The organism is Acetobacter orientalis (genome assembly GCF_000963965.1).
Lineage (GTDB): Bacteria > Pseudomonadota > Alphaproteobacteria > Acetobacterales > Acetobacteraceae > Acetobacter > Acetobacter orientalis.
Window position 1 is genome coordinate 52,880 of sequence record NZ_BAMX01000002.1, and the last position, 26,645, is coordinate 79,524.

22 protein-coding genes and 2 tRNA genes are annotated in these 26,645 nt (G+C 55.0%); 12 read left to right on the forward strand and 12 right to left on the reverse strand.

Going from position 1 to position 26,645, the window contains the following annotated elements:
* Positions 1–4: 4 nt before the first annotated feature.
* From atpD to Abor_RS00790, 5 genes are all read right to left on the reverse strand, one after another.
* Positions 5–1,477: a F0F1 ATP synthase subunit beta gene (gene atpD, locus Abor_RS00770; protein WP_048839929.1), complete on the reverse strand. Its 1,473-nt coding sequence runs from the start codon at positions 1,475–1,477 to the stop codon at positions 5–7.
* Between the two features lie 31 nt (positions 1,478–1,508).
* Positions 1,509–2,402 (reverse strand): F0F1 ATP synthase subunit gamma, encoded by an 894-nt coding sequence (locus Abor_RS00775; protein ID WP_048839930.1) that lies wholly within the window; start codon positions 2,400–2,402, stop codon positions 1,509–1,511.
* A gap of 16 nt (positions 2,403–2,418) precedes the next feature.
* Positions 2,419–3,954: a F0F1 ATP synthase subunit alpha gene (atpA, locus tag Abor_RS00780; RefSeq protein WP_048839931.1), complete on the reverse strand. Its 1,536-nt coding sequence runs from the start codon at positions 3,952–3,954 to the stop codon at positions 2,419–2,421.
* Positions 3,954–4,538 carry an ATP synthase F1 subunit delta gene (gene atpH / locus Abor_RS00785; RefSeq protein WP_048839932.1) on the reverse strand — a complete coding sequence of 195 codons (585 nt, stop codon included), beginning with the start codon at positions 4,536–4,538 and terminating at the stop codon, positions 3,954–3,956. The genes atpA and atpH overlap by 1 nt, the downstream gene beginning before the upstream one ends.
* 405 nt (positions 4,539–4,943) lie before the next feature.
* A tRNA-Gly gene (locus tag Abor_RS00790) sits at positions 4,944–5,017 on the reverse strand.
* 222 nt (positions 5,018–5,239) lie between these two features.
* On the opposite strand from Abor_RS00790, the gene Abor_RS00795 reads away from it, so the two are divergent.
* From Abor_RS00795 to Abor_RS00810, 4 genes are all read left to right on the forward strand, one after another.
* A tRNA-Trp gene (locus Abor_RS00795) sits at positions 5,240–5,316 on the forward strand.
* Positions 5,317–5,430: 114 nt separating this feature from the next.
* Complete coding sequence (gene secE, locus Abor_RS00800) at positions 5,431–5,625, forward strand: preprotein translocase subunit SecE (RefSeq protein ID WP_048839933.1); 195 nt, start codon at positions 5,431–5,433, stop codon at positions 5,623–5,625.
* Between the two features lie 9 nt (positions 5,626–5,634).
* Positions 5,635–6,165: a transcription termination/antitermination protein NusG gene (nusG, locus tag Abor_RS00805; protein WP_048839934.1), complete on the forward strand. Its 531-nt coding sequence runs from the start codon at positions 5,635–5,637 to the stop codon at positions 6,163–6,165.
* Positions 6,166–6,447: 282 nt separating this feature from the next.
* Positions 6,448–8,082 (forward strand): NAD-dependent malic enzyme, encoded by a 1,635-nt coding sequence (locus tag Abor_RS00810; protein ID WP_048839989.1) that lies wholly within the window; start codon positions 6,448–6,450, stop codon positions 8,080–8,082.
* 336 nt (positions 8,083–8,418) lie between these two features.
* Here Abor_RS00810 and Abor_RS00815 read toward each other — a convergent pair whose 3' ends face one another.
* The gene (locus tag Abor_RS00815) at positions 8,419–10,392 is read right to left on the reverse strand and encodes an alpha/beta hydrolase family protein (protein ID WP_048839936.1); all 1,974 of its coding nucleotides are present in this window, start codon (positions 10,390–10,392) and stop codon (positions 8,419–8,421) included.
* A 331-nt stretch (positions 10,393–10,723) separates the two neighbouring features.
* On the opposite strand from Abor_RS00815, the gene Abor_RS00820 reads away from it, so the two are divergent.
* A complete protein-coding gene (locus tag Abor_RS00820) occupies positions 10,724–11,305 on the forward strand; it encodes a DedA family protein (protein WP_179193360.1) in 582 nt (193 codons plus the stop codon).
* Positions 11,305–12,255, forward strand: a complete 951-nt coding sequence (locus tag Abor_RS00825; protein WP_048839937.1) for an SDR family oxidoreductase — start codon at positions 11,305–11,307, stop codon at positions 12,253–12,255. Before Abor_RS00820 ends, Abor_RS00825 begins: the two co-directional genes overlap by 1 nt.
* An 80-nt stretch (positions 12,256–12,335) precedes the next feature.
* Here the strand turns inward: Abor_RS00825 and Abor_RS00830 are convergent, their stop codons facing one another.
* Positions 12,336–14,702, reverse strand: coding sequence for a helicase-related protein (locus Abor_RS00830; protein ID WP_048839938.1), 2,367 nt, complete (start codon positions 14,700–14,702; stop codon positions 12,336–12,338).
* 494 nt (positions 14,703–15,196) lie between these two features.
* On the opposite strand from Abor_RS00830, the gene Abor_RS00835 reads away from it, so the two are divergent.
* From Abor_RS00835 to Abor_RS00850, 4 genes are all read left to right on the forward strand, one after another.
* On the forward strand, positions 15,197–16,054 hold the full coding sequence (locus Abor_RS00835) for a ferredoxin--NADP reductase (RefSeq protein ID WP_086552654.1): 858 nt from the start codon (positions 15,197–15,199) through the stop codon (positions 16,052–16,054).
* A gap of 48 nt (positions 16,055–16,102) precedes the next feature.
* Complete coding sequence (gene gorA, locus Abor_RS00840) at positions 16,103–17,500, forward strand: glutathione-disulfide reductase (protein ID WP_048839940.1); 1,398 nt, start codon at positions 16,103–16,105, stop codon at positions 17,498–17,500.
* Positions 17,501–17,711: 211 nt separating this feature from the next.
* On the forward strand, positions 17,712–19,082 hold the full coding sequence (locus Abor_RS00845) for a dihydroorotase (protein WP_048839942.1): 1,371 nt from the start codon (positions 17,712–17,714) through the stop codon (positions 19,080–19,082).
* Between the two features lie 91 nt (positions 19,083–19,173).
* Positions 19,174–20,451 (forward strand): Hsp70 family protein, encoded by a 1,278-nt coding sequence (locus Abor_RS00850; RefSeq protein WP_048839943.1) that lies wholly within the window; start codon positions 19,174–19,176, stop codon positions 20,449–20,451.
* A gap of 270 nt (positions 20,452–20,721) precedes the next feature.
* Here the strand turns inward: Abor_RS00850 and Abor_RS00855 are convergent, their stop codons facing one another.
* The 3 genes from Abor_RS00855 to Abor_RS00865 are packed head-to-tail and all read right to left on the reverse strand — an operon-like array spanning position 20,722 to position 24,335.
* Positions 20,722–21,186 (reverse strand): hypothetical protein, encoded by a 465-nt coding sequence (locus tag Abor_RS00855; RefSeq protein WP_048839944.1) that lies wholly within the window; start codon positions 21,184–21,186, stop codon positions 20,722–20,724.
* A 15-nt stretch (positions 21,187–21,201) separates the two neighbouring features.
* Positions 21,202–22,338 carry a DegT/DnrJ/EryC1/StrS family aminotransferase gene (locus tag Abor_RS00860; RefSeq protein ID WP_048839945.1) on the reverse strand — a complete coding sequence of 379 codons (1,137 nt, stop codon included), beginning with the start codon at positions 22,336–22,338 and terminating at the stop codon, positions 21,202–21,204.
* Between the two features lie 50 nt (positions 22,339–22,388).
* On the reverse strand, positions 22,389–24,335 hold the full coding sequence (locus Abor_RS00865) for a polysaccharide biosynthesis protein (RefSeq protein ID WP_048839946.1): 1,947 nt from the start codon (positions 24,333–24,335) through the stop codon (positions 22,389–22,391).
* On the opposite strand from Abor_RS00865, the gene Abor_RS00870 reads away from it, so the two are divergent.
* Complete coding sequence (locus Abor_RS00870; protein ID WP_048839947.1) at positions 24,329–25,426, forward strand: MraY family glycosyltransferase; 1,098 nt, start codon at positions 24,329–24,331, stop codon at positions 25,424–25,426. The two genes, Abor_RS00865 and Abor_RS00870, sit on opposite strands and share 7 nt — an antisense overlap.
* A gap of 32 nt (positions 25,427–25,458) precedes the next feature.
* Here Abor_RS00870 and Abor_RS00875 read toward each other — a convergent pair whose 3' ends face one another.
* Positions 25,459–25,908: a hypothetical protein gene (locus Abor_RS00875; RefSeq protein WP_048839948.1), complete on the reverse strand. Its 450-nt coding sequence runs from the start codon at positions 25,906–25,908 to the stop codon at positions 25,459–25,461.
* 35 nt (positions 25,909–25,943) lie between these two features.
* Between Abor_RS00875 and Abor_RS00880 the strand changes: the two genes are divergently transcribed.
* On the forward strand, positions 25,944–26,093 hold the full coding sequence (locus tag Abor_RS00880; RefSeq protein WP_158319708.1) for a hypothetical protein: 150 nt from the start codon (positions 25,944–25,946) through the stop codon (positions 26,091–26,093).
* Positions 26,094–26,104: 11 nt separating this feature from the next.
* Here the strand turns inward: Abor_RS00880 and Abor_RS00885 are convergent, their stop codons facing one another.
* Positions 26,105–26,521, reverse strand: a complete 417-nt coding sequence (locus Abor_RS00885; RefSeq protein WP_048839949.1) for a MarR family transcriptional regulator — start codon at positions 26,519–26,521, stop codon at positions 26,105–26,107.
* Positions 26,522–26,645: the final 124 nt, after the last annotated feature.

The following is a 26,645-nucleotide window of genomic DNA, read 5'->3' on the forward strand; positions in this document are numbered from 1 at the left end:
GCTATTAAGCCGATTCTCTCAGTTTTTCAGCCTTGGCAACTGCTTCTTCAATGGTACCAACCATGTAGAAAGCAGCTTCTGGCAGGTCGTCATATTCGCCAGCGCAAATTGCTTTGAACGAACGAACCGTGTCAGCCACAGAAACCAGTTTACCCGGAGCGCCTGTGAACACTTCTGCCACATGGAACGGCTGAGACAGGAAGCGCTGAATGCGGCGTGCACGGGCCACAATGCGCTTATCGTCTTCAGACAGTTCGTCCATACCCAGAATAGCAATGATGTCCTGCAAGGATTTGTAGGTTTGCAGGATACGCTGCACTTCACGCGCTACGCTGTAGTGCTCTTCACCCACGATAGCGGGGTCAAGCGAGCGAGAGGTGGAGTCAAGCGGGTCAACAGCCGGGTAGATGCCCATTTCAGCAATGGAGCGGTTAAGAACGGTTGTTGCATCCAAGTGGGCAAAGGTTGCAGCAGGTGCAGGGTCGGTCAAGTCATCGGCAGGGACGTAAACGGCCTGAACAGACGTAATAGACCCTTTTTTGGTTGACGTAATACGCTCCTGCAGTGCGCCCATTTCCGTTGCCAGTGTAGGCTGGTAGCCCACAGCAGAAGGAATACGACCCAGCAGAGCAGATACTTCAGAACCAGCCTGCGTGAAGCGGAAGATGTTATCCACGAAGAAGAGAACGTCTTGGTTTTCTTCGTCACGGAAGTATTCTGCCAGTGTCAGACCGGTCAGAGCAACGCGGGCACGAGCACCTGGGGGTTCGTTCATCTGACCGAACACAAGGGCCACTTTAGAGCCGTCTGTTGCGTTGTCTTCGCCCAGTTTGATAACGCCAGCATCCTGCATTTCGTAATACAGGTCGTTACCTTCACGGGTACGTTCACCAACACCAGCAAACACAGACACACCACCGTGTGCTTTTGCAATGTTGTTGATCAGTTCCTGAATGATAACGGTTTTGCCAACGCCAGCACCACCAAACAGACCAACTTTACCACCTTTAAGGTAGGGGCATAGCAGGTCAACAACCTTAATCCCGGTCATCAGGATTTCGGAAGCGGCAGCCTGTTCTTCAAAAGACGGGGCATCACGGTGGATTGGCGCGCGGCGTGCGGTTTTAACCGGGCCTTTTTCGTCAATCGGTTCACCGGTAACGTTAAGAATACGGCCAAGGGTTTCTGGGCCAACTGGCACAGAAATTTGGGCGCCGGTGTCAACCACCTCTGCACCACGCACCAGACCGTCTGTGGTCTCCATGGCAATGCAACGGACTTCGTGCTCACCGATTTCCTGGGCCACTTCAAGCACCAGTGTCTGATCACCCAGCTTTACGTGGAGGGCGTTGAGAATTTTGGGCAGTTCACCTTCGAACTGCACATCAACAACCGGCCCTCTAATCTCGGTAATGCGGCCAACAGCATTGGTTTTCGTGGCCGCAGGGGCCTGGGTCTGGGTTGTGGTATCCGACATGGGTCAGCTCCTGCGGGGCAAACGAGCGGGCTCAGACAGCCTGTGCGCCCGAAATGATTTCGATCAGTTCGTTAGTAATATTGGTCTGGCGTGTCCGGTTATAGACCTTGCTCAGACTATCAATGGACCGGCCTGCATTTCGCGTGGCGTTGTCCATGGCCGTCATGCGGGCACCGTTCTCACCTGCTGCTGTTTCCAGCAACGAAGCATAGATCTGAACCTGCAAGTTTTTCGGAAGGAGCATCGCTAAAAGCGCGGCTTCATCCGGTTCAAATTCATACTGTGCGGCATCTGCATCAGCGGGTGTTGCAGCATGGCCTTGGGCCTCGTCCATGACGAGGGGCACAAGTTGCTGGCATGCCGGAACCTGGGTCATGGCGTTGCGAAACTGGTTATAAACCAGTGTGCACACATCAATTTCGCCAGCTTCAAGCAATGCGTTAATCTTGTCGCCAAGATCACTTGCCACAGAAAACGGTACTTCTTTACCGCTAAACCCCATAACCTTATCAATGATAAGGTCTGAGTATTCGCGGGCAAAGTAGTTGATTGCGCGACGGCCAACTGGCAGCAGCTTAACCGTTTTACCTTCAGACTGAAGGCGGCGGATGGTCAGCTCTGTCAGGCGGTGTACGTTGGCATTAAAGCCACCGCACAGGCCACGGTCACTCGTGAGAGGCACAAGCAGATGTACCTGATCACGCCCGGTGCCGGACAGAAGGAGCGGGCCACCTTCTTCCCCTTTTGTCGCACCGGCCAGCTCACCCAGCATGCGGCGCATGGCCGCAGCGTAGGGGCGGGCTGCTTCAGCACTTGCCTGAGCGCGGCGCAATTTTGCGGCCGCGACCATTTTCATCGCGCTGGTGATCTTCCGTGTCGACTTGATACTTCCGATCCGGGCGCGGAGTTCCTTGAGGGAAGCCATGACTGCTCCTGCTGCCTCAGCCGCCGAAATTGCGGTTGAAGGTGGTCAGATATTCAGTAAGACGGGCTTCAGTGTCTTTAGACAGAGCACGCTCCTTACGCAGGGAGTCGAGAATGTCTTTGCCACCGTTTTGCAGGTCTTTAAGCAGAGCCTGTTCCCAAGGAACAACCTGCTCAACCTTAATGCCGTCAATAAAGCCACGTGTACCAGCAAACAGAACAACCACTTGCTCTTCAACCGTAAGCGGAGAAGACTGAGGCTGTTTAAGCAGTTCAACCAGACGGGCACCACGAGCAAGCTGCTTCTGTGTTGCGGGGTCAAGGTCTGATGCAAACTGAGAGAACGCTGCCATTTCGCGGTACTGCGCGAGTTCCAGCTTAATCTTGCCTGCAACCTGTTTCATGGCTTTGATCTGTGCGGCAGAACCAACACGAGACACAGAACCACCCACGTTCACTGCCGGGCGGATACCACGGTAGAACAGGTCGGTTTCAAGGAAGATCTGACCGTCGGTGATGGAGATCACGTTGGTCGGAATATAAGCAGAAACGTCACCAGCCTGTGTTTCAATAACCGGCAGAGCGGTCAGAGAGCCACCGCCATGGGCGTCGGACATTTTTGCAGCGCGTTCGAGCAGACGTGAGTGCAGGTAGAACACGTCACCTGGGTAAGCTTCACGGCCTGGTGGGCGGCGCAGCAGCAGAGACATCTGACGGTAAGCCACAGCCTGTTTGGACAGGTCATCGTAGCAGATCAGAGCATGCATGCCGTTATCGCGGAAGTATTCGCCCATAGCGCACGCTGCGTAAGGAGCAAGATACTGAAGCGGTGCCGGGTCAGACGCGGTAGCAGCCACAACGATGGAGTACTGCAGAGCGCCTTTTTCTTCCAGCAGACGCACAAGCTGTGCAACTGTGGAGCGTTTCTGGCCAACAGCAACGTAAATGCAATACAGAGACTGCTTGTCGTCGCCGAGGTCGTTAACGGCTTTCTGCGCCAGAATGGTGTCTGTCAGAATGGTTGTTTTACCGGTCTGACGGTCACCAATGACCAATTCACGCTGGCCACGACCAACGGGCACCAGTGCGTCAATGGCTTTAATACCGGTCTGCATCGGTTCGCTAACAGACTGGCGGGGCATAATGCCCGGAGCCTTAACTTCAGCGCGGCGCATTTCAACGCTGCCCAGTGGGCCTTTGCCGTCGATCGGGTTACCCAGACCGTCTACAACGCGGCCGAGCAGGGCTTTGCCTGTGGGCACTTCAACCACAACACCAGAGCGGGTGACGGTGTCACCTTCACGAATGTTGGTGTCATCCCCGAAAATAACGATACCAACGTTATCGCTTTCGAGGTTGAGTGCCATGCCTTTCTGGCCAGCGGAAGGGAACTCAACGAGCTCGCCTGCCATAACATTTTGCAGGCCGAACACACGGGCAATGCCGTCCCCTACGGACAGGACAGTACCGGTTTCGACAACGTCGGATTCTTTGTCAAACGACGCAATCTGCTGCTTGAGGATATCCGAAATCTCTGCGGGACGGATTTCCATCACGCGGCTCCCTTCATGGCGTAATGCAAACGAAACAGGCGGGTCTGAAGACTGGCGTCATAAAGCTTTGCGCCAACACGCACGACGAGACCGCCGAGCAATGAGGCATCAACACGCTCACGAATAGCAACACGGGCGTACCCGGCTTCAGCCAGACGAATTTGGAGTTGGGTGCGCTGCTCGGGGCTAAGCGGCTGGGCAGAAGCAACTTCTGCCACCACTTCACCCCGGCGGGATGCTGCCAGCGCCTCGAGTGCGGCCAGAATACGGCGCAGCACAGGCAGGCGGCGGTTATCAGCTATAACGCCAACAAAATTTCTAATGATAGAGCTGAAACCCTGCGCCTCAAGCGCGGCCAAAACGGCTTTGCGCGATACGAGGATATCCAGCCGTGTATCAGCCAGAACAACGCGCAACGGGGCGCTCTCATCTATCAGGCGGGCAAGCGCCGCGCCTTGGTCAAGCACTGCATCAAGCTGCTGCTGCTCAGCTGCGAGTTCATAAAGCGCAGTTGCATAACGGCCTTCAAGACCGTTGGCAGCAAAAGCAGTTGGTTGTGCTGTCGTTACGCCCGAGGCCACCACTTTTTAGGCTCTTTCCTTCTGTGCGCGCCGGCATTCCACATCAATGACGCCGCCTCTGGCCCCAGAGGTGCCATAAACATGCATCGGCGCGGCCTCTAGCATGACGGCACGGGGCACGCAACCGGCGTCTTCCCTTAATTTTGGCACGTAAGCCGCTTTTCTGGCTCTGTTGCTGGAAGAAAACAGTTTTTGCGGCACCCGACACCACACCCCATAAGGGCGGCCCCCAAACACTGCCTGCCATACATAACGGCAAAACAATGCCACCCGTGCATAGTAGCCAAAGCGGATTCGGCAGCCACAGCTGAGTGACCTGCCATAGAAGTAAGACCCAGCCGAACACCACTGCACAAAGTCTGTAGGCCCATTAAGCCCACATGAAACAAACAGATTTTTTGAGGATTTTGGAGCGGACAGAGGGAATCGAACCCTCCTCGGTAGCTTGGAAGGCTACAGCATTACCACTATGCTATGCCCGCACTCCATAAGCCGCGTTTTATCTCTAAACCCGCTTTTTCTGCAAGCCCTCTTTTTTGCAGTTTTTACCCCCCATTATGTCCTTAATGCACAATAATTGTTTTCTGCCTCTTGACTTTATGCTCGCAACATATTTTCTTCCGCCTCCTGCGAGGGTCATTACACGACTAGCCAGCTAAACGGTTTTCCGATATAGGTGGTTTTCGTGACGGCAGTCGCATTGCAGGGGTGTAGCTCAATTGGCTAGAGTGTCGGTCTCCAAAACCGAAGGTTGTGGGTTCGAGACCCTCCACCCCTGCCACCTCATGCTGGCCGGAACCTGATCTGCCTTTACGCAGAAATTCCTGACAGTTTTGATAAGTTTTCACGCTGCGCCGCAGCCCGTTAGGGCCGGGCAGCACAGAGAGGATGGTTCGTGTCGGTCAGTCCCGGTAAGTTTCTGCGTGATGTACGTGCCGAGGCCGAACGGGTTACTTGGCCCACGCGTCGCGCCACCCTAATTACCACAGGTGCTGTGCTGGCTATGGCTGGCTTGGCGTCTGTTTTCTTTTTTGCCGTAGACCAGTTGATTGGTCTGGGTGTGCGTCAATTATTCGGACTGGGAGGCTGAGGAAACGACATGGCCAAACGTTGGTACGTGGTCCACGTCTATTCGGGCTTCGAAAAGAAAATTGCGCAGCACATACGCGAGCAGGCAGAACAAAAGGGCCTGTCTGACCATATTGACGAAATTTTGGTACCTTCGGAAGAAGTTATTGAAGTGCGTCGTGGGCAGAAAGTAAACGCCGAACGCAAGTTTTTCCCCGGTTATGTACTGGTGAAAATGGAAATGACGGACGAATCTTGGCATTTGGTCAAAGATACGCCCAAGGTTACGGGTTTTCTGGGTACCAGAAACCGCCCCACCCCTATTTCCGCAGCTGAAGCTGAGCGTATTATCCACCAGACAGAAGAAGGCATTCAGCACCCACGCGCTGCTGTTACCTTTGAGATTGGTGAGCAAATTCGTGTGGCTGATGGGCCGTTTACGTCCTTTAACGGCGTGATTGAAGAAATTGACGAAGAAAAAGCCCGCCTGAAAGTAAGCGTTTCTATCTTTGGGCGCTCTACACCGGTGGATCTGGAATATAATCAGGTTGAGAAACTCTGAGCATTTCCCCACTTCGGACATATGGTGCAAAAGGCGGCCTTTGGGCCGCCTTTTTTGTTACGACACCCCTAAACTACAGTGTTTATGGGGTTTGCCCCTGCGAGTTTGCACTCTCAAAAGTGGGTTATGTGCCCCCATGGCGCATAACTCGCTCTTGAAAATATCAAATTGATGTTCCTAGAAATTTGATACCTTTCGTGCGCAACCCGCTACCCTGTAGCTGTGTTGCACAGCCGGGTCTCTGACCGGTTTTTGACCTCTCACTTTAACAAAGGGATTGCCATGCCAAGCGCCTCCTCCCCCCACGCACGCGGTCTGTCGCTGCTTAATGATGCCCGACTGAATAAAGGAACGGCGTTTACAGCAGAAGAACGCCGCCAGTATGGGTTGGAAGGTTTGCTGCCCACGCATGTAGAAAGCCCAGAGCGGCAGGTAGAGCGCGTACAGCGCCACCTAGACACCAAACCCAATGACCTTGAGCGCTATATTTACCTAAGCGGCCTACGCGACCAGAACGAAACCCTGTTTTTTAGGGTTTTAATGTCTAACCCCGCCAAGTTTGTGCCCATTGTCTATGCGCCCACACTCGCAACGGTATGTAAGCAGTTTAGCCATATCTACCGCCGCCCGCGTGGCATGTATATTAGCCTAGAAATGAAGGGCCGCATTGCCGAGGTTTTGCGTAACTGGCCGGTTGAAGATGTGCGCGTTATTTGCGTTACCACTGGGGGCCGTATTTTAGGCTTGGGTGATATTGGCGTAAACGGCATGGGCATACCCATTGGCAAACTGCACCTTTACACTGCTTGCGGCGCAGTACCACCAGAGGTGTTGCTCCCTATCCAGCTTGATATTGGCACAACCAATAGCGCCCTGCGTGCAGACCCGCTCTACCTAGGCCTACGCCGCGAGCCACCAACCGAAGCCGTGCTTGATGCGTTTGTGCAGGAATTTATTGAGGCTGTACAAACTGTCTTCCCGCGCTGCGTTATCCATTTTGAAGACTGGAAAGGCACAGACGCCCTGCGTTATCTGGCACATTATAAAGACCAGATCCGGTGTTATAATGATGACATACAGGGCACGGCCGCCGTTACGTTGGCGGGGCTTATTAGCGCTCTGAAAATTAAAGGCGAATCGCTTAAAGAGCAGCGTATTTTGTTTTTAGGCGCGGGTTCTTCTGGGCTAGGCACCGCAGATATGCTGGTTTCTGCCTTTAAGCTGGAAGGGCTGAGCGAAGAAGACGCCATTGCCCGCATTATGCTGATGGACGTAAACGGCCTGCTTGAGACCTCTCGTACAGACCTTTCACCGTCTCAGCAGCATTATGCCAAAACACTTCCGGCCAGCCGTGACCTGCTCAGCATGGTTAAAACCTTTAAACCAACAGTGCTTGTGGGTGTTTCCACCGCTGGGGGGGCTTTCACGCAAGAGGTTGTGGAGGCAATGGCTGAGCTCAATGAGCGCCCCGTTATTTTTGCGCTGTCTCTGCCTGAAAAAAATAGTGAATGCACTGCCGAGCAGGCTTACCAGTGGTCTGATGGGCGAGCACTTTTTGCTGCGGGTATTCAGTTCCCTGAAGTGGAACTAAACGGCAAAACCTTCTACCCCGGTCAGGCAAATAACTTCTATATTTTCCCGGCTCTCGGGCTGGCTGTGTACGCCACTTGCCCCGACATTATTACCGATGAGATGGTGATTGAAGCCGCCAAAGCTCTAGCTGACCAAGTGAGCCCGATCTTTCAGGAGCGGGGCCGCCTTTTCCCACCGCAGAGCGATATTTTGGAAGTCTCCATCACCTCTGCCACGCGCATTGCGGAATATATTTTTGATAAAGGGGCCGCAACAGTTGAGCGCCCTCAAGATATTCGCGCATGGATTGAAAGCCTGACCTACTCACCCCGCTATATCGATTAACGAGCACGAGGCGTGCCCCCACTTTGTAAGAGAGGTGGGGCAGGCAAGCCCTTTAACGACCTAAAAGCCTTTTGGAACAGGCCGATTCGTCGATACCGAATCGGCCTGTTTTTTTAACGTGCAACACCACGCCAGTTTCAGCTTGAAAAATGCTTGTTATTCAGGCGCACAAAATGTGCTTGAGCAAAAAAATCCGAACGTCATACTCAAAAACTGACACAGCCTGCTTTACGCCCGACAGGCAGACTTCTGGCCGTAATATTCTACGAGAACCAGCGCGCCGCCGTTGGCAGCGTGAAGAAACAGGCCCACCTTTGAGCCTTCGTTTTAAACCCCCTAAGCGTTGGGGGGAGTAAAACCGAACACGCGCCCGTAAAAAGCGACTTCTTCAGACAGAGCTTTGCGCAGCGTGCTTTCTTGCCGGAAACCATGCCCCTCGCCCGCAAATTCGTGCAAGGTACAAGGAGTGCCCGCAGCTTTAAGCGCATTGGCCATGGCGTGGGCTTGGCTAGGGGGTACCACCTTATCGTCCTCACCTTGCAAAAGCAGCACGGGAGCACGAATTTTAGACGCCACAGTTAATGGGGAGCGGGCCAGATACACGGCTTCGGCTTCTGGCCACGGGCCGATAAGGCCATCTAGGTAGCGGGCCTCGAACTTATGCGTTTCAGCTGCAAGGGCGCGTAGGTCTGTCACCCCGTATAGGCTTACCCCGGCAGCAAAAAGAGACGACGTTGCCAACGCTACAAAAACGGTCATGCCGCCAGCGCTAGAACCCCGAATACCGATTCGTGCAGGGTCTACCCTACCGGTTGCAACCATATGGGCGCAGGCCGCAACACAGTCTGCCACATCCACCACGCCCCACTGGCCTTTTAGGCGCTCGCGCCAGATACGACCAAAGCCGGTTGAGCCACCGTAATTTACATCCAGCACGGCAAACCCGCGTGATGTCCACCATTGTACCTTAAACGAAAACCCCTGCTGGGCACGGGCCGTGGGGCCGCCATGCACCAACACCAGCATGGGTGGGCGCTCACCTTGTGGCACGCAGGCTTGGCTATTGGCTGGCGGGTAGAAAAACGCATGCCCAACGGCTGGCCCGCCCTCTTCTACCGGGAAACGAATTGTCTCTGGTCGGGAAATATCGCCTGAATGCAAAGTTAAGGCCGCAGCACGGCGGAGTATGTTCTGTGGCCCGCCATCAGGTGTGCCCACAACAATGGCAGGCAGGGCATCGGCTGGGGCATCGAGCCATGCAAAACGGCCATCTAACAGCGCTATGGGGCATTGGTCTGGGGCAGCATTGAAGGCCTTAGCCTGCCCCGTAGCGGCCACCACATGGCAGCGTGCGCTGCCATCTTGCACAGCCAGCACCACAGCACCGCCCTGCGGCAACAGTTGGTAGCTGCTTTGGCCAAATACCCATGCGGGTTGGCCTATTTCCCCCTCCGGCATGGGGCAGGGTGTAAGGGCAACATCACTCTGGGCTAAACTCTCTGGGGCAATGCGCCAAACTGTCCATGCGCCGTTACGGTCTGAAAGAACGTGCAGGCTACCGTCTGGGGCAAAACGTGGTTCTATGAGCGATTCGGGTTGGGTCGCCCCAGCCAGAACGTGCCGGTCTTGCAGGCTGGTAACGGCTCCATTTTTATCTCGGGCTATTGTGGCACCGCATAAGCGTGTGGCGTCCCACGGCATATTGGGGTGTTGCCACTCAACCCATGCCAGAAAGTGGCCATCAGGCGAGACCGTGGGGGCCGCCAGAAAATCTGGCCCCGTATGTAAAACAACCTCCAGCCCCGGTGCTTGGCCATTTTGCACCGTAAACGCCACAAGGGCCGCTTTAGGCTCGCCTGCAACGCGGTGGTCTTCTCGCACGGCTAAAAGCAGTGTGCCCTGCGCTACAAAACGTAGGTCTGCGTAGCGCACCCCTTCTGTATTGCTCAGGCACACAGGGGGGCTTTGAGGTGTAAGCACGACCCACAACGCACCAGAACGTTTTTCTGAAAACGCAATTTTACCCTGCTGCACAGCATAGGGCGCACCGCCATATTCGTGCACGCGGGTGCCAATATCGTACATATCTGGCAGCACGTCATGCGCTGGTGTGCCCTCTTGCCAACGGCACAAAACGGTACGGCCTTTTTCTGCAGGGCGGCGCTCCAGCCAGTAAACGGCATTGCCATCAACCCGTACCTCAGACAAAGCCAGCGCTTTGCCCGCCACCAGATCAACCGTAACGGGAGAGGGCCACGTGCCGCAGGGCATGGGCACGGCAGAAGACGCTAAGGAGGATGGAACAGACATGGCAGAGATATTTCCCGCTAAACAAAACAGACCACCTGCCCCACCTTAAAACGGCAGAGAAAGCGGCAAGACATCCGGCTTATCTTCGGGCATGATGCAACTTGTCTCAACCCTACAAAGTTATGGGTTAAAACCGTGCGTGGGGCTTTTGCCTTTCTGACCTGTGCCCGGCAGGCTTGACACCTTGCCCACTACAGGGTTCCTGCCAAACCTGTATTTAACAACACTGGATGCCCTAGTCCTGTTACACGCACTTGAATCCTTCTTCTCGCTCCAGCACCTTAACAGCCTGTTTGCGCAGTATGGCTATGCTGTTGTTGGTATTGTGGTGATGCTGGAAAGCATGGGCCTGCCTTTACCAGCAGAAAGTATTATTATTACCAGTGCCCTTTTTTGCGCCACCACCCATAAGCTGAGCATTACCGGCATTATTATTGCCGCCGTAGCTGGCGCAATTATGGGAGATAATTTTGGCTACCTGATAGGCCGCGCCCTTGGCTTAAAGCTACTGCAAAAATACGGGCCCAAAGTGGGCCTAACCCCAGAGCGCCTGCTGCTAGGCCGCTATGTCTTTTTAAAACATGGTGGCTCGGTTGTATTTTTTGGCCGCTTTATTGCCGTGCTGCGCATGTTTGTTGCTCTGTTAGCCGGAGCGAACCATATGCCGTGGCATACGTTTTTATGGCACAACGCGTTGGGTGGACTATGTTGGGCGGGAGGGTATGCCATTTGTACCTACTTGCTCGGTAACGAGGTGCTCAAACTTTCTGGCCCTGTAGGGCTTGGTTTTGGTGCCTGTGCGGCCATTGCCATTGTGGCCTCGTTCCTGTTCCTCAAACGCAACGAGAAACGCCTGACGGAGGAAGCCATGAAAGCAGCAGAAAAAGACGAAAACCTGCGGATAACACCGTAATGATAGGCCAAAACCAATGGTCTGTTACGGCCAAACAGCCAAGCCTTGCAGGGCGTACCGCCCTTGTAACAGGTGGTAATAGCGGGCTTGGGTTTGAAACCGCCTGCGGCCTAGCCACACGTGGCGCCCGCCTGCTTTTGCCCGTACGTAACCCAGAGCGTGGCCAACAGGCCGCCCAAGCCATTTTGGCACGCTGCCCCACGGCAACGCTTGAGCTATTGCCCCTAGACCTTAGCGCGTTAGCCTCTATTGCCGCTTGCGCCACAGCCGTTGCACAGCACACCGACCGGCTGGATTTTTTAATTAACAATGCGGGCGTTATGGCCCCAGCCCACAGGCAAGAAACCCAAGATGGGTTTGAGCTACAGTTTGGCACCAACCATCTGGGCCATTTTGCCCTAACCTACCACCTACGGCCCTTGCTGGAAGCCGCACCCGGTGGGGGTGTTGTTGTAACTGTAGCAAGCCTTGCGGCCTGCAAAGGCTCTATCCATTTTGATGATTTGCAGTTTCGCCACCGCTACAGCCCGTTTGGGGCGTACCAGCAAAGCAAACTGGCTAACCTGATTTTTGCGCGAGAACTTGCCCGCCGTGCAGGCGATGCAGGCTGGAACCTCCACTCCCGCGCGGCCCACCCGGGTTGGTCTTCAACTTCTATTATTGCCAATGGGCCTGCCTCTACGCTGCCTTCTGCCCTTGCTGCAACACAGCGTACCCTAGGCACAGCCGTTTTGCGCATTATGGGCCAGTCTGCCGCGCGGGGGGCTGAACCCCTGCTTTATGCCGCCCTAGCCCCCACCGCCCGCGATGGAGATTATTACGGCCCCCAAGGCAGGCATGAGCGCCGGGGCCCACCGGGGCCAGCATATGTGCCGCCTACCGCCCTTAAAGCCAGCACGGCTGAGAGACTTTGGGCTGCGTCTGAGCGGCTAACGGGGTTAGGCTGGTAAAACCAGCCGCCCCTCCGGCAGCCCCTGCCGTATGGGGCTTAAACACGGCGCAATTTGCCTAGCCGCTTTTAAACAACGCCTTATTTTTTAACGTGGCGCTCACGCCGCGAAGACGTGCGGCTGTGGCTTTGCTGGCGTAGAACGTTTTCAATCCATTCATTGAGTTTACGTGTTGTGTCTTCAGCTTCTTCACGGTCTGGGTAAAAGTCTGGAAAGCGCAGGGCCAACCACCGCCATGCCACCAAGCGTTTATGGCGCTTTTCGGCCCGCTCCAGCTCTTCACGGCTGGCGCGCTCACTCGGGGGTAAACGGCCTGTACCGGGGGGGAGCACACGGCGGCCCGCCGCGTGGTCTGCTGCCCATGCAACAAGGCGGCGTATGCCGTTGTCTCGGTCATCAACCGGGCACATGGCGTAAGACCAGCGCGTGGTAAGATCCAGCCCTTCCACCCCTTCAAGAGCCGAGGCAATATCGAACGCCTGCTCCATGTCTGCCAAGCGGTAGTTGGGGTCATCTTTACGCAGCACAGCTCTATGAATACGCGACAACACACCATACAGGCTTTGGGAGCCAATTTCGGCCGCAACAGCTTTCACAATATCTGCATCGGGCTGCACATAGGGGCGTAGGTCGTCTTGTAATTCGGTATCGGCTTCAAGTTGGCGGCGCACAAATGTGGGGCTACCCGCCCCGGCCAGTACGGCTACGGTGCCAACCTCGTGCTTGCCATAGCGGCCTGCACGCCCCCCAATCTGTTTAACCTCTTGCACGGTTAGGTCTCGGGTTTGGCGGCCATCAAACTTTTTAAGGGCCGCAAACACCACACGCTTAATAGACAGGTTAAGCCCCATGCCAATGGCATCGGTGGCGATCAGAATATCTGCGGCACCCGAGTTAAAGCGCTGGGCCTCGGCACGGCGCACTTCTGGGCTGAGCGCCCCATACACCACAGCGACCCGCTTACCATGCTGCATAAGGGCAGCACGCAAATCGAGCACCTCGCGGCGGGAGAAAGCAATTAAGGCATCACCCGTAGTCAGGTCTGCCAGTTTCACTGGGTGGGCTGCTGCCCGTAATGGGCTTTTGCGCTCAAGCGAAATTTCGTCCAGCGGGTCGCCGCACAGTTCGGCAATACGCCGCACCATAGGAATACAATCTGGCGCGCCCAGAATATACAAATGCCGGGCGGGTGCCCCCATAATGGCGGCTGTCCATGCGGCCCCGCGGTCTGTGTCAAACAGCATCTGGGCTTCATCAATCACGGCAACATCAACCGGGTTGTAGAAGGGGCACATTTCTACCGTAGCCGCCAAATGCTTGCTGCTTGGTATGGTAATACGCTCCTCACCCGTAGCCAAAGACGCCTCAACCCCACGGGCTGCCAGTGCCTCACGGAATTCGTGGGCCAGCAGGCGCAAGGGCGCCAGTGCCAGCCCGCTCTCGGCTTGGGCCAAAGCATTGAGTGCCGTGTAAGACTTACCGCTATTGGTCGGCCCGGTCACAAGGGTAATGCGCCGGTTAAGGGCGCGGGCTGTACGAAAGTGAGCCGCGTACCGGTCTAGGGCTGCTACGCGCGCAATGACAGAGTTAGCAACCTTGCGCCCCATATCGGCCTGCACGCGCGGGCTACCGGGGGGAGTGGGGCCACCTGTACCGCTGCGCCACTCGCCCAGCTTATCGCGCAGGGTAGCAAGCTCGACGGGGTCAAACTCCCACCGCTCCCGCCCGCCCGATTCGCGCACTTTACGCGCAACGGGCAGCCTGTTTTCGGCTATCCAGCGTAGCGCTTCTTTGTGCGAGCAGCGCAAAATACGCGGCACGTCTTTGAAAGAAACAAGGCTTTCTTCCCACGCGCTAAGACGTTGCTCTTCCTGCTGGCGTTTTTCTTGCGCGGTACGCTCAATGGTATGAGCGGTTTTTTGGCGCTGGGCCTCTTCCTTACGGGCCGTGTCTAAAAAGGGGTCGCCTTCTGGCAGGCCAAAGGCAACGGCAATAGCCATAAGCAAAAGGTCTGTCTGGCCCGGTGAGAGCACACGCCCGGTATCCAGCAGGTCTGCCTGTATGGCTTCAAACACTTTGCGCGGGCTTGGCGCGTAAGAGCGCAGGCGCTCCTCTGCCACGGGGGCCAGTGCACGCTCTAGGGCGGCATCATCCGCCTCGGGGTCGGTTATAGTGCCGACAGCCTGCTCAATTTCGTCGCGGTTTATCCAGATTCGGCCACTGCGGCGTGTTAGGTCTACAAGGCGCGAAATACGCTTTTTGCGGCGCACAGTGCACACAATATCGCGCAAGGTTTCATCGGGCACATCTCGCGCGCCGGGCTCTAGGGCGCGGGCAACGCGGCGCAGAACCTCCTGCTCTTCCTTGGGTTCAACAACCAGACCTGTGCGGGCCATGGCATGGACAAACGCCTCACGGGCGGGGGAGGCATAAGGTTCAGACGTCATGGTGTTATTCTTGCGCTATCAGGCGCACGGGAACAATGCCTGACCCCACGACTCTGCCCTGTTTTTGTGCGGGTGCGTGTTTTCAAACACGCCCACATAACAGCACAATAGAGAATCTACGCGGCCACACAGGGGTATGATGCCTCTAAATGCGAAAAAAACAGCCTGTTGCACGCTACAAAATAGGCCTTTATTTGCCCCTTAACCCTTTGTTTGCGCACAAAAGACATGCCACCTTTGCACAGAGATAAAGGGGGCCGTGCGCACTTTAAGCTGGCAGAACGCCGCCACAATGCTTAGAAACGCGGCCACAACTTGACCAAAGTACGCCCTGTGCCGGGGCTGTTGGGGGCGGTTTACGTCTAAAACCACACCTAACGGGCCAAATGCGCGGGGTATTCTCCTATATCTGCTGCAAGCGGAGTTTAAAGCGGCCCATGTCTGACACCACAACAGAAACGCTGACCGGAACATTTTCTGACATTCTGCCCAAAATGTCTGCCGATGAAGTGCCCACAGGCCTTGAACCCGTAGCCGGGCAAGATGGCGTTTGGCACCTTGCAGCCCCCACCAAAGAATACGGCCACCTGTACCCGGCAAAAGTGCTGACCGTACACCACTGGACAGACCGGCTCTTCAGCTTCACCACCACCCGTGACCCCGGCCTGCGCTTTGAAAACGGCCAGTTTGCCATGATCGGGATTGAAGTAAACGAAAAGCCGCTGCTGCGCGCTTATTCGCTGGCTTCTCCTAATTATGAAGATGAGCTGGAGTTTCTCTCCATTGCTGTGCCAGACGGCCCGCTTACGTCTCGCCTACGCCACGTTAAAGTGGGTGACACGGTTTTGGTTGGCCGCAAGCCAACAGGCACCCTTATTCTGGACAACCTGCGCCCTGGCCGTAACCTGTACTTCCTGTCTACAGGCACAGGTCTGGCACCGTTTATGAGCCTGATTAAAGACCCGGCCTGCTACGAAAAGTTTGACCGCGTTATTCTCAGCCATACCGTGCGCCTGTCTGGTGAGCTGGCATATTACAACCACATTCGCCACGAACTGCCAGAACACGAGTTTTTGGGTGAAGATATTGCAGCCAAACTGCTGTACTACCCCGCCGTAACCCGCGAAGAATTTGCCGTAACAGACCGCATTACCAAGCTGATCGAAAACGGCCAAATTTTCCGTGACCTCAACATTCCTGAACTCGACCCAGAACATGACCGCGTTATGATCTGTGGGTCTCCAGAAATGCTGGCAGACACAGAAGCCCTGCTTCAGGCACGCGGCTTTGATGAAGGCAACATGTCCAACCCCGGCTCTTACGTGGTGGAAAAAGCCTTCGCAGGGCGCTAAGGGTTAACACACCCTTTTACTGACCCCTTAGCTTAGGAGCCTGCCCCCATGTCCCACGAGTTCGATCTTCTTGTGATTGGTGCAGGCTCTGGCGGGGTACGCTGCGCCCGCATTGCCGCCAGCCACGGGGCCCGCGTAGCCGTGGTTGAAAGCAGCCATTGGGGCGGCACCTGCGTAAACATTGGCTGCGTACCAAAAAAACTGATGGTACAGGCCAGCGAATACGGTGATCTGATAGAAGACAGCCACGGTTTTGGCTGGTCTAGCACCCGTGGCACCCACAACTGGGCCACCTTAATTGCCGCTAAAGATAAAGAAATTAGCCGCTTAAACGGTATTTATGTGTCTATGCTTGAAAAAGCAGGCATTACGCTGTTTACCGGCCATGCCCGCTTTAAAGATGCACAAAGCGTGGTTATTGAGCCCTCCGTACTGGCACCAGACGCAACCCCTCGCACGGTTACAGCCAAGCGCATTGTTATTGCCACAGGCTCTACGCCGGTAAAGCTCGACATACCGGGTGCTGACTACGCCATTACGTCTGATGACGCGTTTTATTTAAAAGAGCGCCCCCAGCGCGTTGTGCTTATTGGGAGCGGTTATATTGGCATTGAATTTGCAGGTATTTTTGCAGGCCTCGGCTCTACGGTAGACATGGTGTACCGCCAAGACCTGCCCCTGCGCGGCTTTGATGAAGACATGCGTGCCGCCATGAAAGAGGCCATTACCGCACGCGGTATTACCCAGCACAGCCATGCCTCCCCCACTCAAATTGAGAAAAATGACACAGGCTATGCCGTAACGCTCGATAACGGGCAGGTACTGCAAACAGACTGCGTGTTTATGGCTACAGGCCGCCGCCCAAAAATCGATTCTCTGGGGTTAGAAAACGCAGGCGTACAAACCGCCAAAGGCGGGCGCATTACGGTTAATGCACAGCAAGAAACAAGCCAGGCAGGCATTTACGCTATTGGCGATGTAACAGACCGCATTAACCTAACCCCCGTTGCCATTGCTGAAGGCCACCACTTGGCCGACACGCTATACAGCAAAGAACCACCCCGCACTTGGTCTTTGGACACAACGCCTAAAGCTGTCTTTTTCTCTCCCCCCATGGCGTCTGTTGGTTTGTCTGAGGAAGAAGCCGCCAAAAATGGTGTGCTCGACATCTATTTCACGCGCTTTACCCCCATGCGCCACACCCTAAGTGGCCGCAAAGACCGTAAAACGGTCATGAAACTGGTAGTAGACCAAGCCAGCCAGAAGGTTGTGGGTGCGCATATTTTGGGTGATGACGCCGCAGAAATGCTACAAGGGGTAGCAATAGCCGTAACCGCTGGCCTGCGCAAAATCGACTTTGACCGCACTGTGGGCATTCACCCCACATCAGCCGAGGAACTGGTAACCTTACGTACCCGCACGCGTGAGACACCAAAAACCGCTTAACCGACACACGACCTACACGCTGGCACCTACTCCCCCCTTTATACGGTAGGGTGTGGGGTAGCGCCCACGTTGCACACTGGCTCGCTCTATACAGTGGGTAGCTAGTCTTGCGCCTTGCTGTGTTTTTACCTTTTGCGTTTTAACGCCTGTGTTTTGCCGCCCCTTTTCTGGCATACAGTGCGTGCTGCCATAACTCAGGGAAAAAAAGCCCATGCCCCTTTCAAGCACCCCCGCCAACGCCGCAACGGCGCATGAGAGTTACGATCTGGTTTTAAAAGGGGGCAGCGTAGTGCTGCCAGATGCCACAGTTGTAACCGATGTTTATGTACGCAACGGGCTTATTGCGGCCATTGGGGGCCAAGGCAAGGCAGAGCGCACGCTTGATTGCACCGGCCTAACCATTTTACCCGGTGTGATAGACACACAGGTGCATTTCCGTGAACCCGGCGCCACCGAATACGAAGACCTTGAAACAGGCAGCCGTGCAGCCGTACTCGGTGGCGTGACAGGCGTGTTTGAAATGCCAAACACCAAACCAACAACCTCCACGCCTGAGGCAGTGGCAGACAAACTTGCCCGCGCCAAAGACCGCATGTGGTGCGACCACGCCTTTTACGTAGGGGCCACCAGCGACAACGCAGACCATTGCGGCGAGCTTGAAAAACTACCGGGTACTGCTGGCATTAAAGTGTTCATGGGCTCATCAACCGGTAACCTTTTGGTCTCTGAAGATGATATGCTGGAGCGCGTTTTTCGCTCAGGCCGCCGCCGTGTTGCCATTCATGCAGAAGACGAAGCCCGCCTCAAAGAGCGTATGGACTACCGTGTAGAGGGTGACCCCTCATCCCACCCTGTTTGGCGCGATGATGAAACCGCCCTACGCGCCACCACCCGTGCGCTGCGCTTGGCCCGCAAAACAGGCCGCAGAGTGCATATTTTGCACATTACCACCCCGCAGGAACTAGCCCTTATTGCCCAGCACCGTGACATTGCCACCTGCGAGGTAACCCCCCAGCACTTAACCCTTGCTGGTGAAGAGGCCTACGCACGCCTTGGTACATTTGCCCAAATGAACCCCCCCATTCGCTCTGGCACACACCGTGATGGGCTGTGGCACTGGGTAAGCCAAGGCATGCCAGATGTTATTGGCTCTGACCACGCGCCCCATTCTTTAGAAAACAAGAACAAGCCTTACCCGGCCTCTCCCTCTGGTATGCCGGGGGTGCAAACACTCCTGCCCCTTATGCTTGACCATGTCGCTAATAACCGCCTAACCCTGCGCCGCCTTGTAGACCTAACATCGGCTGGCCCACAGCGCCTGTTTGGTTTAGTACGCAAAGGCCGTATTGCTGTGGGGTACGATGCCGATTTCTCAATTGTTGACCTGAAAACAACATGGACAGTTGAGCAAAGCTGGCTGGCGTCTAAATGTGGGTGGTCGCCTTTTACTGGTGCACGGCTTATGGGCCGCCCGGTTGGCACTGTTATTCGCGGGCACCAAGTTATGTGGGAAGGCACACTGGCAGACAAAGCTATTGGCCAGCCCTTAAAGTTTGATGCCACAGACCGCCCGGCAGACTAAATTTTTCGCTGTCTTGTTCTAACTTTTTTCGGCATATCCGGGCGTTTTTCGCCCGGATATTTTTTGTCTTTTATTGCCTAACGGATACCCTATGCCTACCAACACCCTGAAACTCGGGATAGATTTTGGCACCACCAACAGCGTTGTGGTGCTGGCCCACCCTGATGGTAAAACAGAAACCCTGCGTTTTACGTTTCCAGACCATGATGTTTCAGACACTTGCCGTACATTGCTCTGCTTTTGGCAAGATGAGGTGGGCAGCCGCATTATGCAGCAAGAGGCCATTGGCGCTGCCGCTATTGATGCCTACCTAGAAGACCCAGCAGACTCGCGCATGATTATGTCTATGAAATCTTACCTTGCGCAAAAGTCTTTTCGGGAAACACAGGTCTTTAGCCGCCGCCTAACCTTACAAACCCTGATAGCACGCTTTTTGTCTAATTTAATGCAAGCCGTACAGCTTGACCCTAAAGGCGTGCATGTAACCGTGGGCCGCCCCGTAGAATTTGCCGGAGACTACCCAGATGACGCCCTAGGCGAAGAACGCCTACGCGAAAGCTTTCTGGCCGCTGGTTTTTCTAACGTAGCACTTGCATGGGAACCCGAGGCCGCTGGCTGGCGCTTTGCCCAACGCCTGAGCGAACCCACCACCATTTTGGTAGGAGACTTTGGCGGCGGCACCAGCGATTTTTCGGTTATGCGCTTTGACCCCCAACGCCCCGGCCACGCTGAACCATTAGGCCATGCCGGTGTTGGCATAGCCGGAGACCAGTTTGACTACCGTATTATCAATACCGTTATTGCCCCCCTGCTCGGCCGGGACTGCACCTACCGCGTTATGGGCGGCGAACCCCTGCCCGTACCTATTGAATGGTATGCAAGCCTAGGCCGCTGGCACCGCCTTGCCCTTATGCGCACCCCCCAAACCCTACGCGCTATGGAAGACGTGGCCCGCACCGTTTCCGACCCTGCCAAATTGCGTGCGCTCATAGACCTTGTGCAAGACCAGCAGGGCCAAGCCCTCTACCGGGCCGTGGCGTCTGCCAAAACAGCGCTTTCACACGCACCAAGCACCGAACTTTGCTTTAAACACCGCAGCTTTACTGTACAACACACCATAACCCGTGCAGAATTTGAAAGCTGGATAGCCCCAGACCTCGCGCAGTTTGAAACAGCAATTGACCAAGCCCTTGCCAACGCAAACCTGCCTGCTAGCGCCATTGACCGGGTGTTTTTAACCGGTGGCACATCGTTTGTACCTGCGGTGCGCCGCCTGTTTACAAACCGCTTTGGAGAAGCACGTGTTGATATGGGGGGAGAGTTTGTCTCTGTAGCCGAAGGGCTGGCCCTTATGAACCAAGCCGCTTAAACGCCACCCAACACTAAAACCCTAGAGCCTGTTTAAAAATTTGAAATTAAAGGCAGCATTGGTGTGGCGGGAATAAACAATTTTTCCGCCACACCATAACTTTATGAACGCACAAAAGAATTGGGCTTTCTGGCTCAAAGCAGCATATCAGACCAGCTTAAACGACGTTACAACAACCGTTTAGAGTAGGTGTGCCAACCTACCCTAAAAAAACAGATAGCCACACAAACGTGGCTAATACTGGGTATTAAAGACCGACAGCGCCCCCTTTTATGGAAACGCTGTCCGGTTAAATTTATGCCGGTCTACCAATAAGCGTAGTGGGGCAAACTGTTTTTCATCAAAAGTTTCGACATGTACCTTTGAGCCATCGGGGCTTTCAACAAAAACAGTTGCGTTCCAGTCGGCAGCGCTAATACCTGTCCAGAGTGTAAGGTCGAGCACTTCTTGGCCGTTGGTATCTTTCAACGCCACGCGCGAATCACCCGATGAAGGTGGCGTGCGGCTTAATGGGCCCCAACCGCCTTTATGGTCAGTAAGCCATGTGTTGATTGTGCTCACTTCCTCTGCCGTAAGTGCGCGTTTATGGCGCATGGGGCCAACTTCAATCTCACCACTTGCAACCTGCGGAAACGTAACCGGCTTAAGGTTAGGGAGGGCAAATGTCCAAATTAATGCCGCAGTCCCTATGGTCAGCACCAGAAACCCAATAATAAAGGCTGTTTCTTTTTTCATGCCCCTTCTTTCTCCTTAACCGCGTACGGCTGCAATAACGCGGGCAACCTCGGCTTCTGTCAGTTCAGGGTGAATTGGCAGGGCTAGAATACGCTCTGCCAAATCCTCTGAAACGGGCAGTGCTGCGCCGTCATGGTGTGGTTCATACGCGGGTTGTTTGTGTAGAGGCAACGGGTAGTAAATAGCCGAGGGTACCCCGTGCTCTTTTAAGCGGGCCTGCAAGGCCTCTCGCTCGGCAGAGTTTTTTAGCAAAATAGCATAAATGGCCCATGCACTCTCACTACCCGGCACGCGGGCTGGTACCTGCACACTCTCTTTTAACCCCGCATCATACGCGCAGGCAATGGCCTCACGGCGGGCAAGCTCGTCTTTAAAATGCTCAAGTTTAGCAAGCAGCACGGCAGCCTGCAGGGTATCAAGCCGACCATTCATGCCCGTGCGTAACACTTGGTAGCGGGTTTTGCCCTCTCCATGTGTACGCAATGAGCGGTACAGGTCGGCGCGCTCTGGGTCATCTGTTAAAATGGCGCCACCATCTCCATACCCACCAAGGGGTTTAGACGGGAAAAAAGACAGCGTGGTTGCTGTGGCCTCGCGCCCCAACGGTGCGCCATTAAGGTTAGCCCCAAAAGACTGGGCGCAGTCTGCCAGCAAAAACAGGCCTTCTTCCTGCGCTATGGTGCGCAGGGCCTGCCACGGTGCGGGTTGGCCAAACAGATCAACACCTACAATAGCACGCGGGGTGAGCTTACCTGCCGCACGCACGGCCTGAATACGGGCTTTAAGGTGGGTTGGGTCTATCTGAAAGGTGTTGGGGTCTACATCAACAAAAACGGGGGTGGCCCCTAACACCAACGGCACCTCGGCGGTGGCGGTATAGGTAAAGGCTGGGAGAAAAACAGCATCACCCCGGCCAATATTTTCAGCCATCATAACAATTTGCAGCGCATCTGTGCCCGAGGAAACCCCAACACACTCTTTAGCGCCACACCATTCAGCCAGTTTGGCCTCAAGCTCAAACACTTCTGGCCCCATAACAAAGCGGCAATGCTCAAATACGGCATCTACACGCTGGCGCAGGCCTGCACCAAGGCGCTTTTGCTGCGCGGCAAGGTCTAGAAAGGCAATGGGTTTGTCTGCTGTATCGGTCATGTAGCCACCTGTTCCGTGCCGCCAGAGTTCTTTAAAGGCGAGAGTATAGCCTATGAGGGGCCAGAGCGTATCTCACCATTGGGGTTATGATTGAATTCGGGAACCAGCAACGCCAAAACGTGCAAGGCAGCCTTCACATCACCTTTGCGCGCAAAGCTGGTCATCTGGTTTACTGCCAGTGTCACCTCATCAAGGTTCACCACGCGGGGCGTTGCCATCAGCAAACCGGGGTTGTCTGTGGGTACAGGGGCCTCGCGCCCATGGAACAACTCTTCGTAGAGTTTTTCACCGGGGCGCAGGCCGGTAAATTGAATTGCCACATCCGTTTTAGGGCGTAGCCCAGCAAGGCGGATCATTTGTTTGGCGAGATCAACAATTTTAACGGGTGCGCCCATATCCAGCACAAAAATGCCGCCATCACGCAAGAGAGCATCTGTGCTGGAATCGCACACGCCGTTTGTGCCCCGTACACTAGCCTGCAACACCAGCCCGACAGCTTCTGTTACGGTCATAAAATACCGGCGCATGTCTGGGTGCGTTACCGTAAGCGGCCCGCCGCGCTCAAGCTGGCGTTTAAACAGCGGCACAACAGAACCAGTTGACCCCAACACATTACCAAACCGCACAGTAATGCACCGCATGGCCTTAGGGTTGCCCAAAGTGCGGGCCTGAATATCGAGCGCTTGGCAATACATTTCTGCCGCACGCTTGGCCGCCCCCATAAGGCTAGACGGGTTTACGGCTTTATCGGTCGAGATCACCACCATGGCTTGTGCGCCATGCCGGGTTGCCGCATCGGCCACTACGCGGGTGCCATGTATATTGGTGAGTATCCCTTCAGCCGGGTTGGCCTCAACAATAGGGACATGCTTAAGGGCTGCGGCATGAAACACCAGCGCAGGCTGGTAAGTGGCCATAATACCTTCAATGCGGGCTTCATCGCGCACATCAGCTACCAAACCAACACGGGTTACGTGTGGGGCAAGGTGGGCCAGTTCTGTCTCAATTTGCCACAGTTCAAACTCACCGTGGTCAAGCAATATCAACCGCTCAGGAGCAAGCAAGGCAATCTGGCGCACCAGTTCTGAGCCAATACTGCCCCCGGCCCCTGTTACCAGTACCGTGCGGCCTTTAATCAACCGCTCCATGCCTGCTTTATCAAGCGGCACTTGTGGGCGGTTTAACAGGTCTTCTAGCGGTATGGGGCGCAGTTCAACCCGCTCTGCTGGGGTTAGGTCTGTTAAGGCTGGGGTACGGAGCACCGCTATACTATGCAGTGCCGCCGCATTAAGCACTTGCGTAAGGCCTACCCCCCTAAAGGTGGGCTCGGTAATAACCAAAGACTGCGGCAGGCATTGTGCCCGGGCCAAGCGGGCCAAAATATCTTCTATTTCTTCCACATGGCCCAAAATAGGCACGTTATGAATACGCCGCCCGGTTTGGTTGGTGCCTAAAGCAATAAGCCCTGTTACCCGAATATCTGCCGCCGGGTTACGCTCAATGGCCCGCAAATACAGGTCTGCTACGGTGTCTACACCAATCAGCACAATTTTGTGCTGGCCTGCTTTTCGCAGGGCCTGCCGGTAAGCAAGGCGGTAGCAAATACGCAAGCCCCCCAACAACACCAGCAACACCAAAGCATAAATAAGCGGAAACGTGGTGCTAGGAAGCGGAAAGCCAAACAGACAGAGAATAAGAGAAAACAGAGCCGAACTGGCGATAGACGCACCCGCAATGCTGATAAGGTCTGAAATACCCGAAAAGCGCCAATATTGTTGGGGCATACGAAACGGCACACCGCTTACCACGAGCGTTACCGCCCCCCCCACCAAAAACCAGAGGGGGTGTAAAAGGCCGTCTTGCGGGGCTGCCAGCCACCGCGCCACGGGTGCAGCAACAGCCGCCAAAAGGCCATCCAACAAAACGTTGACAAGAATTCTGTTGAGCGGACGCAGTTTAGGGCTACGATGCAAAGGCTCTGAGCGTTGCGATACCATTACCTTGCACCTATAGCCTAGCACTTGCCATACTAGAAGCTGCACATTACGGCGATTATATGCCCATACTTCTTTCTGACCCCATTCTGGCCATTTTCTGCCTGCTTTGCGCAACTTTTTTTGCGGCAGGCCTTGTGCGCGTTATGATTAACTTGGCCGTGCTTGACCACCCCGGCCACCGTAGCGCCCACGAAACACCCGTGCCAAAAGGCGGCGGGGTTGGAGTCATGGCGTCTTTTTTTCTGTTTTTTCCCCTCGTGCAGGACATTACAGGCCATAGCGTTTTGCAGGCCGATGTTATTTTAACAGCCGTAGCCACAGCCCTGCTGGCCTGCGTGTCTTGGGCCGATGACCTGTACCAGTGGCCACCGTCTATTAAACTGGTTGCGCAATGTGCAGCGGCGGCTCTGGTTATTGCGGGGGGTACGGCTACCGCATGGCCCACACACACTTATGGCTTGGGGCTTTCGCTTTTTTGGCTGGTGTTTATTACCAACGCCGTCAATTTTATGGATGGGCTAAACGGCCTTATTTCTGGCTGCCTCATTGTCGGCAACCTATTTGTGGCCGCAACGGGGGCCTATTTTGGCCTACCAGACCTTGTTTGGCCCGCCCTTATGCTGGCAGGCTGCTTGTGTGGCTTTTTGCCCTTTAACTTTCCTAAAGCGCGCATTTTTTTAGGCGATGTCGGCAGCCAGGGGTGCGGGCTGCTTGCGGGCACAGCGGCGTTGTATATGACACGCCACACCATACAGCCCTCTGGTTGGGTGCTCGGCCCGGCCCTTCTTTTTCCGCTTATTTTTGATGTGTTGTTTACGTTGGCCCGCCGTATGGTTGCTGGCCAACCCCTCACGCAGGCCCACCGTGGCCATATTTACCAAGTTTTACACCGCAGTGGCATGAACCCGGTTTTAATAACGCTGTGTGAATGTGGGTTTGTTTTATGGGGCGGGTTTGTCGCCATTTATGTGGCCGCTCAACCCGCCATAGTGGGTGCGTGCTTGGCGCTACCCTTATTGGTAGCGCCACAGCTTGGCTGGCTGGCTTTGGCTGTAATCAGAACACGCCGCCACCCTGTAGGCCCGTGGTAAGCGGCAGGCTCTGTTAGGCAGCCAGAACAGGCTTATTTTTTAAGTTCAAACGTAAGGCCCTGTGCAGAGCTGGCAAGGCGAGCACCTTTGGTTGCGGTTTCAATTTTAATACGCACACCGTTTTTGTTTTCAAGCACGGCACCGCCAAGGCCATTACCCAGCGTGGCCTCGCCATGCAGCGCACCATAAGTGCCAGCAAAATCTTCTGCGCGGTGCAGGTTATAAATTGTGCCTTTGCCCTCAATTTTTGAGAACCCAACAGCAGCAATATTACCGCCCGTAATGTTATATTTGTAAGTGTGGCCACCAAACCTTACGGTGGCATCGCCCCATGTATAGCCCAACCCAACATCGGCTGATTTAGCAGTAAGGGTAATGGTGCCTGTGGGTTTGCCCAAAGCATCTTCGGCGTAAGCGGCCGGAGCCAGAGAAGCCGTTGCAAAGGTAAGGGCCGCAGCAGCGGCAACAGAAGTCAAGCGCATGTAACCGTTCCTTCTTTTTCTATGGCTTGTATCTTATGCGTAGTAAAACCGGTGTAGGCACCGAAAGAACTGCACATAATCACTGCCGGAAAGAACGTCTGGCTTTGGTAAAAAGTTGCCTGACCAAAGCAAAACAAGCTTACGCCGGTTTATTTTTTGGTCAGGCGGCGGTCATGTACCGCTAAAAACAGCCGTCTTAGGCTGCGGCAACACGGCGCAGGCGGCGTACTGGCTGGTCTTTCTTTTCAGCCAATGTTGCTTTTTTCGCTTCATCATCGGCGGCAGAGCCCATAATGGCGCGAATTTCTTTAAGGTAAGATGCCCCTTTGGGTGTGCGCTGTACCAGCACAGAGCGGCGGTCAAGCGGGTCAACCTTACGGCGTGCCAGATCAAGCTCACCCAAACGGTCAAGCGCACGGGTAATGGCAGGCTTAGAGACGTTTAAGCTAGAGGCCAAGCCGCGCACCGTGTGGCCGCTTTCATCGAGGTAGCAGGTTAGAAACACGGCAAGTTGGCGGGCAGACAGGTCTGGCCCATCGCCCCGTACCAAGGCCACTACGGTGTCGCGTAGGGTTTTAACCAGTTCTTCTGCGGGGGCTGTAGCATGTGCCATCGCGTTTTGTCCTTACTCTTCTGATGCCGATGGCAGCCCCGCAAGGCGCGGCATCGGTCGTGTGGGTGCCGTTTACGGCATGCTTGTAGGGCTTATATAAGCGCCAAAGCTGATATTTAAATCC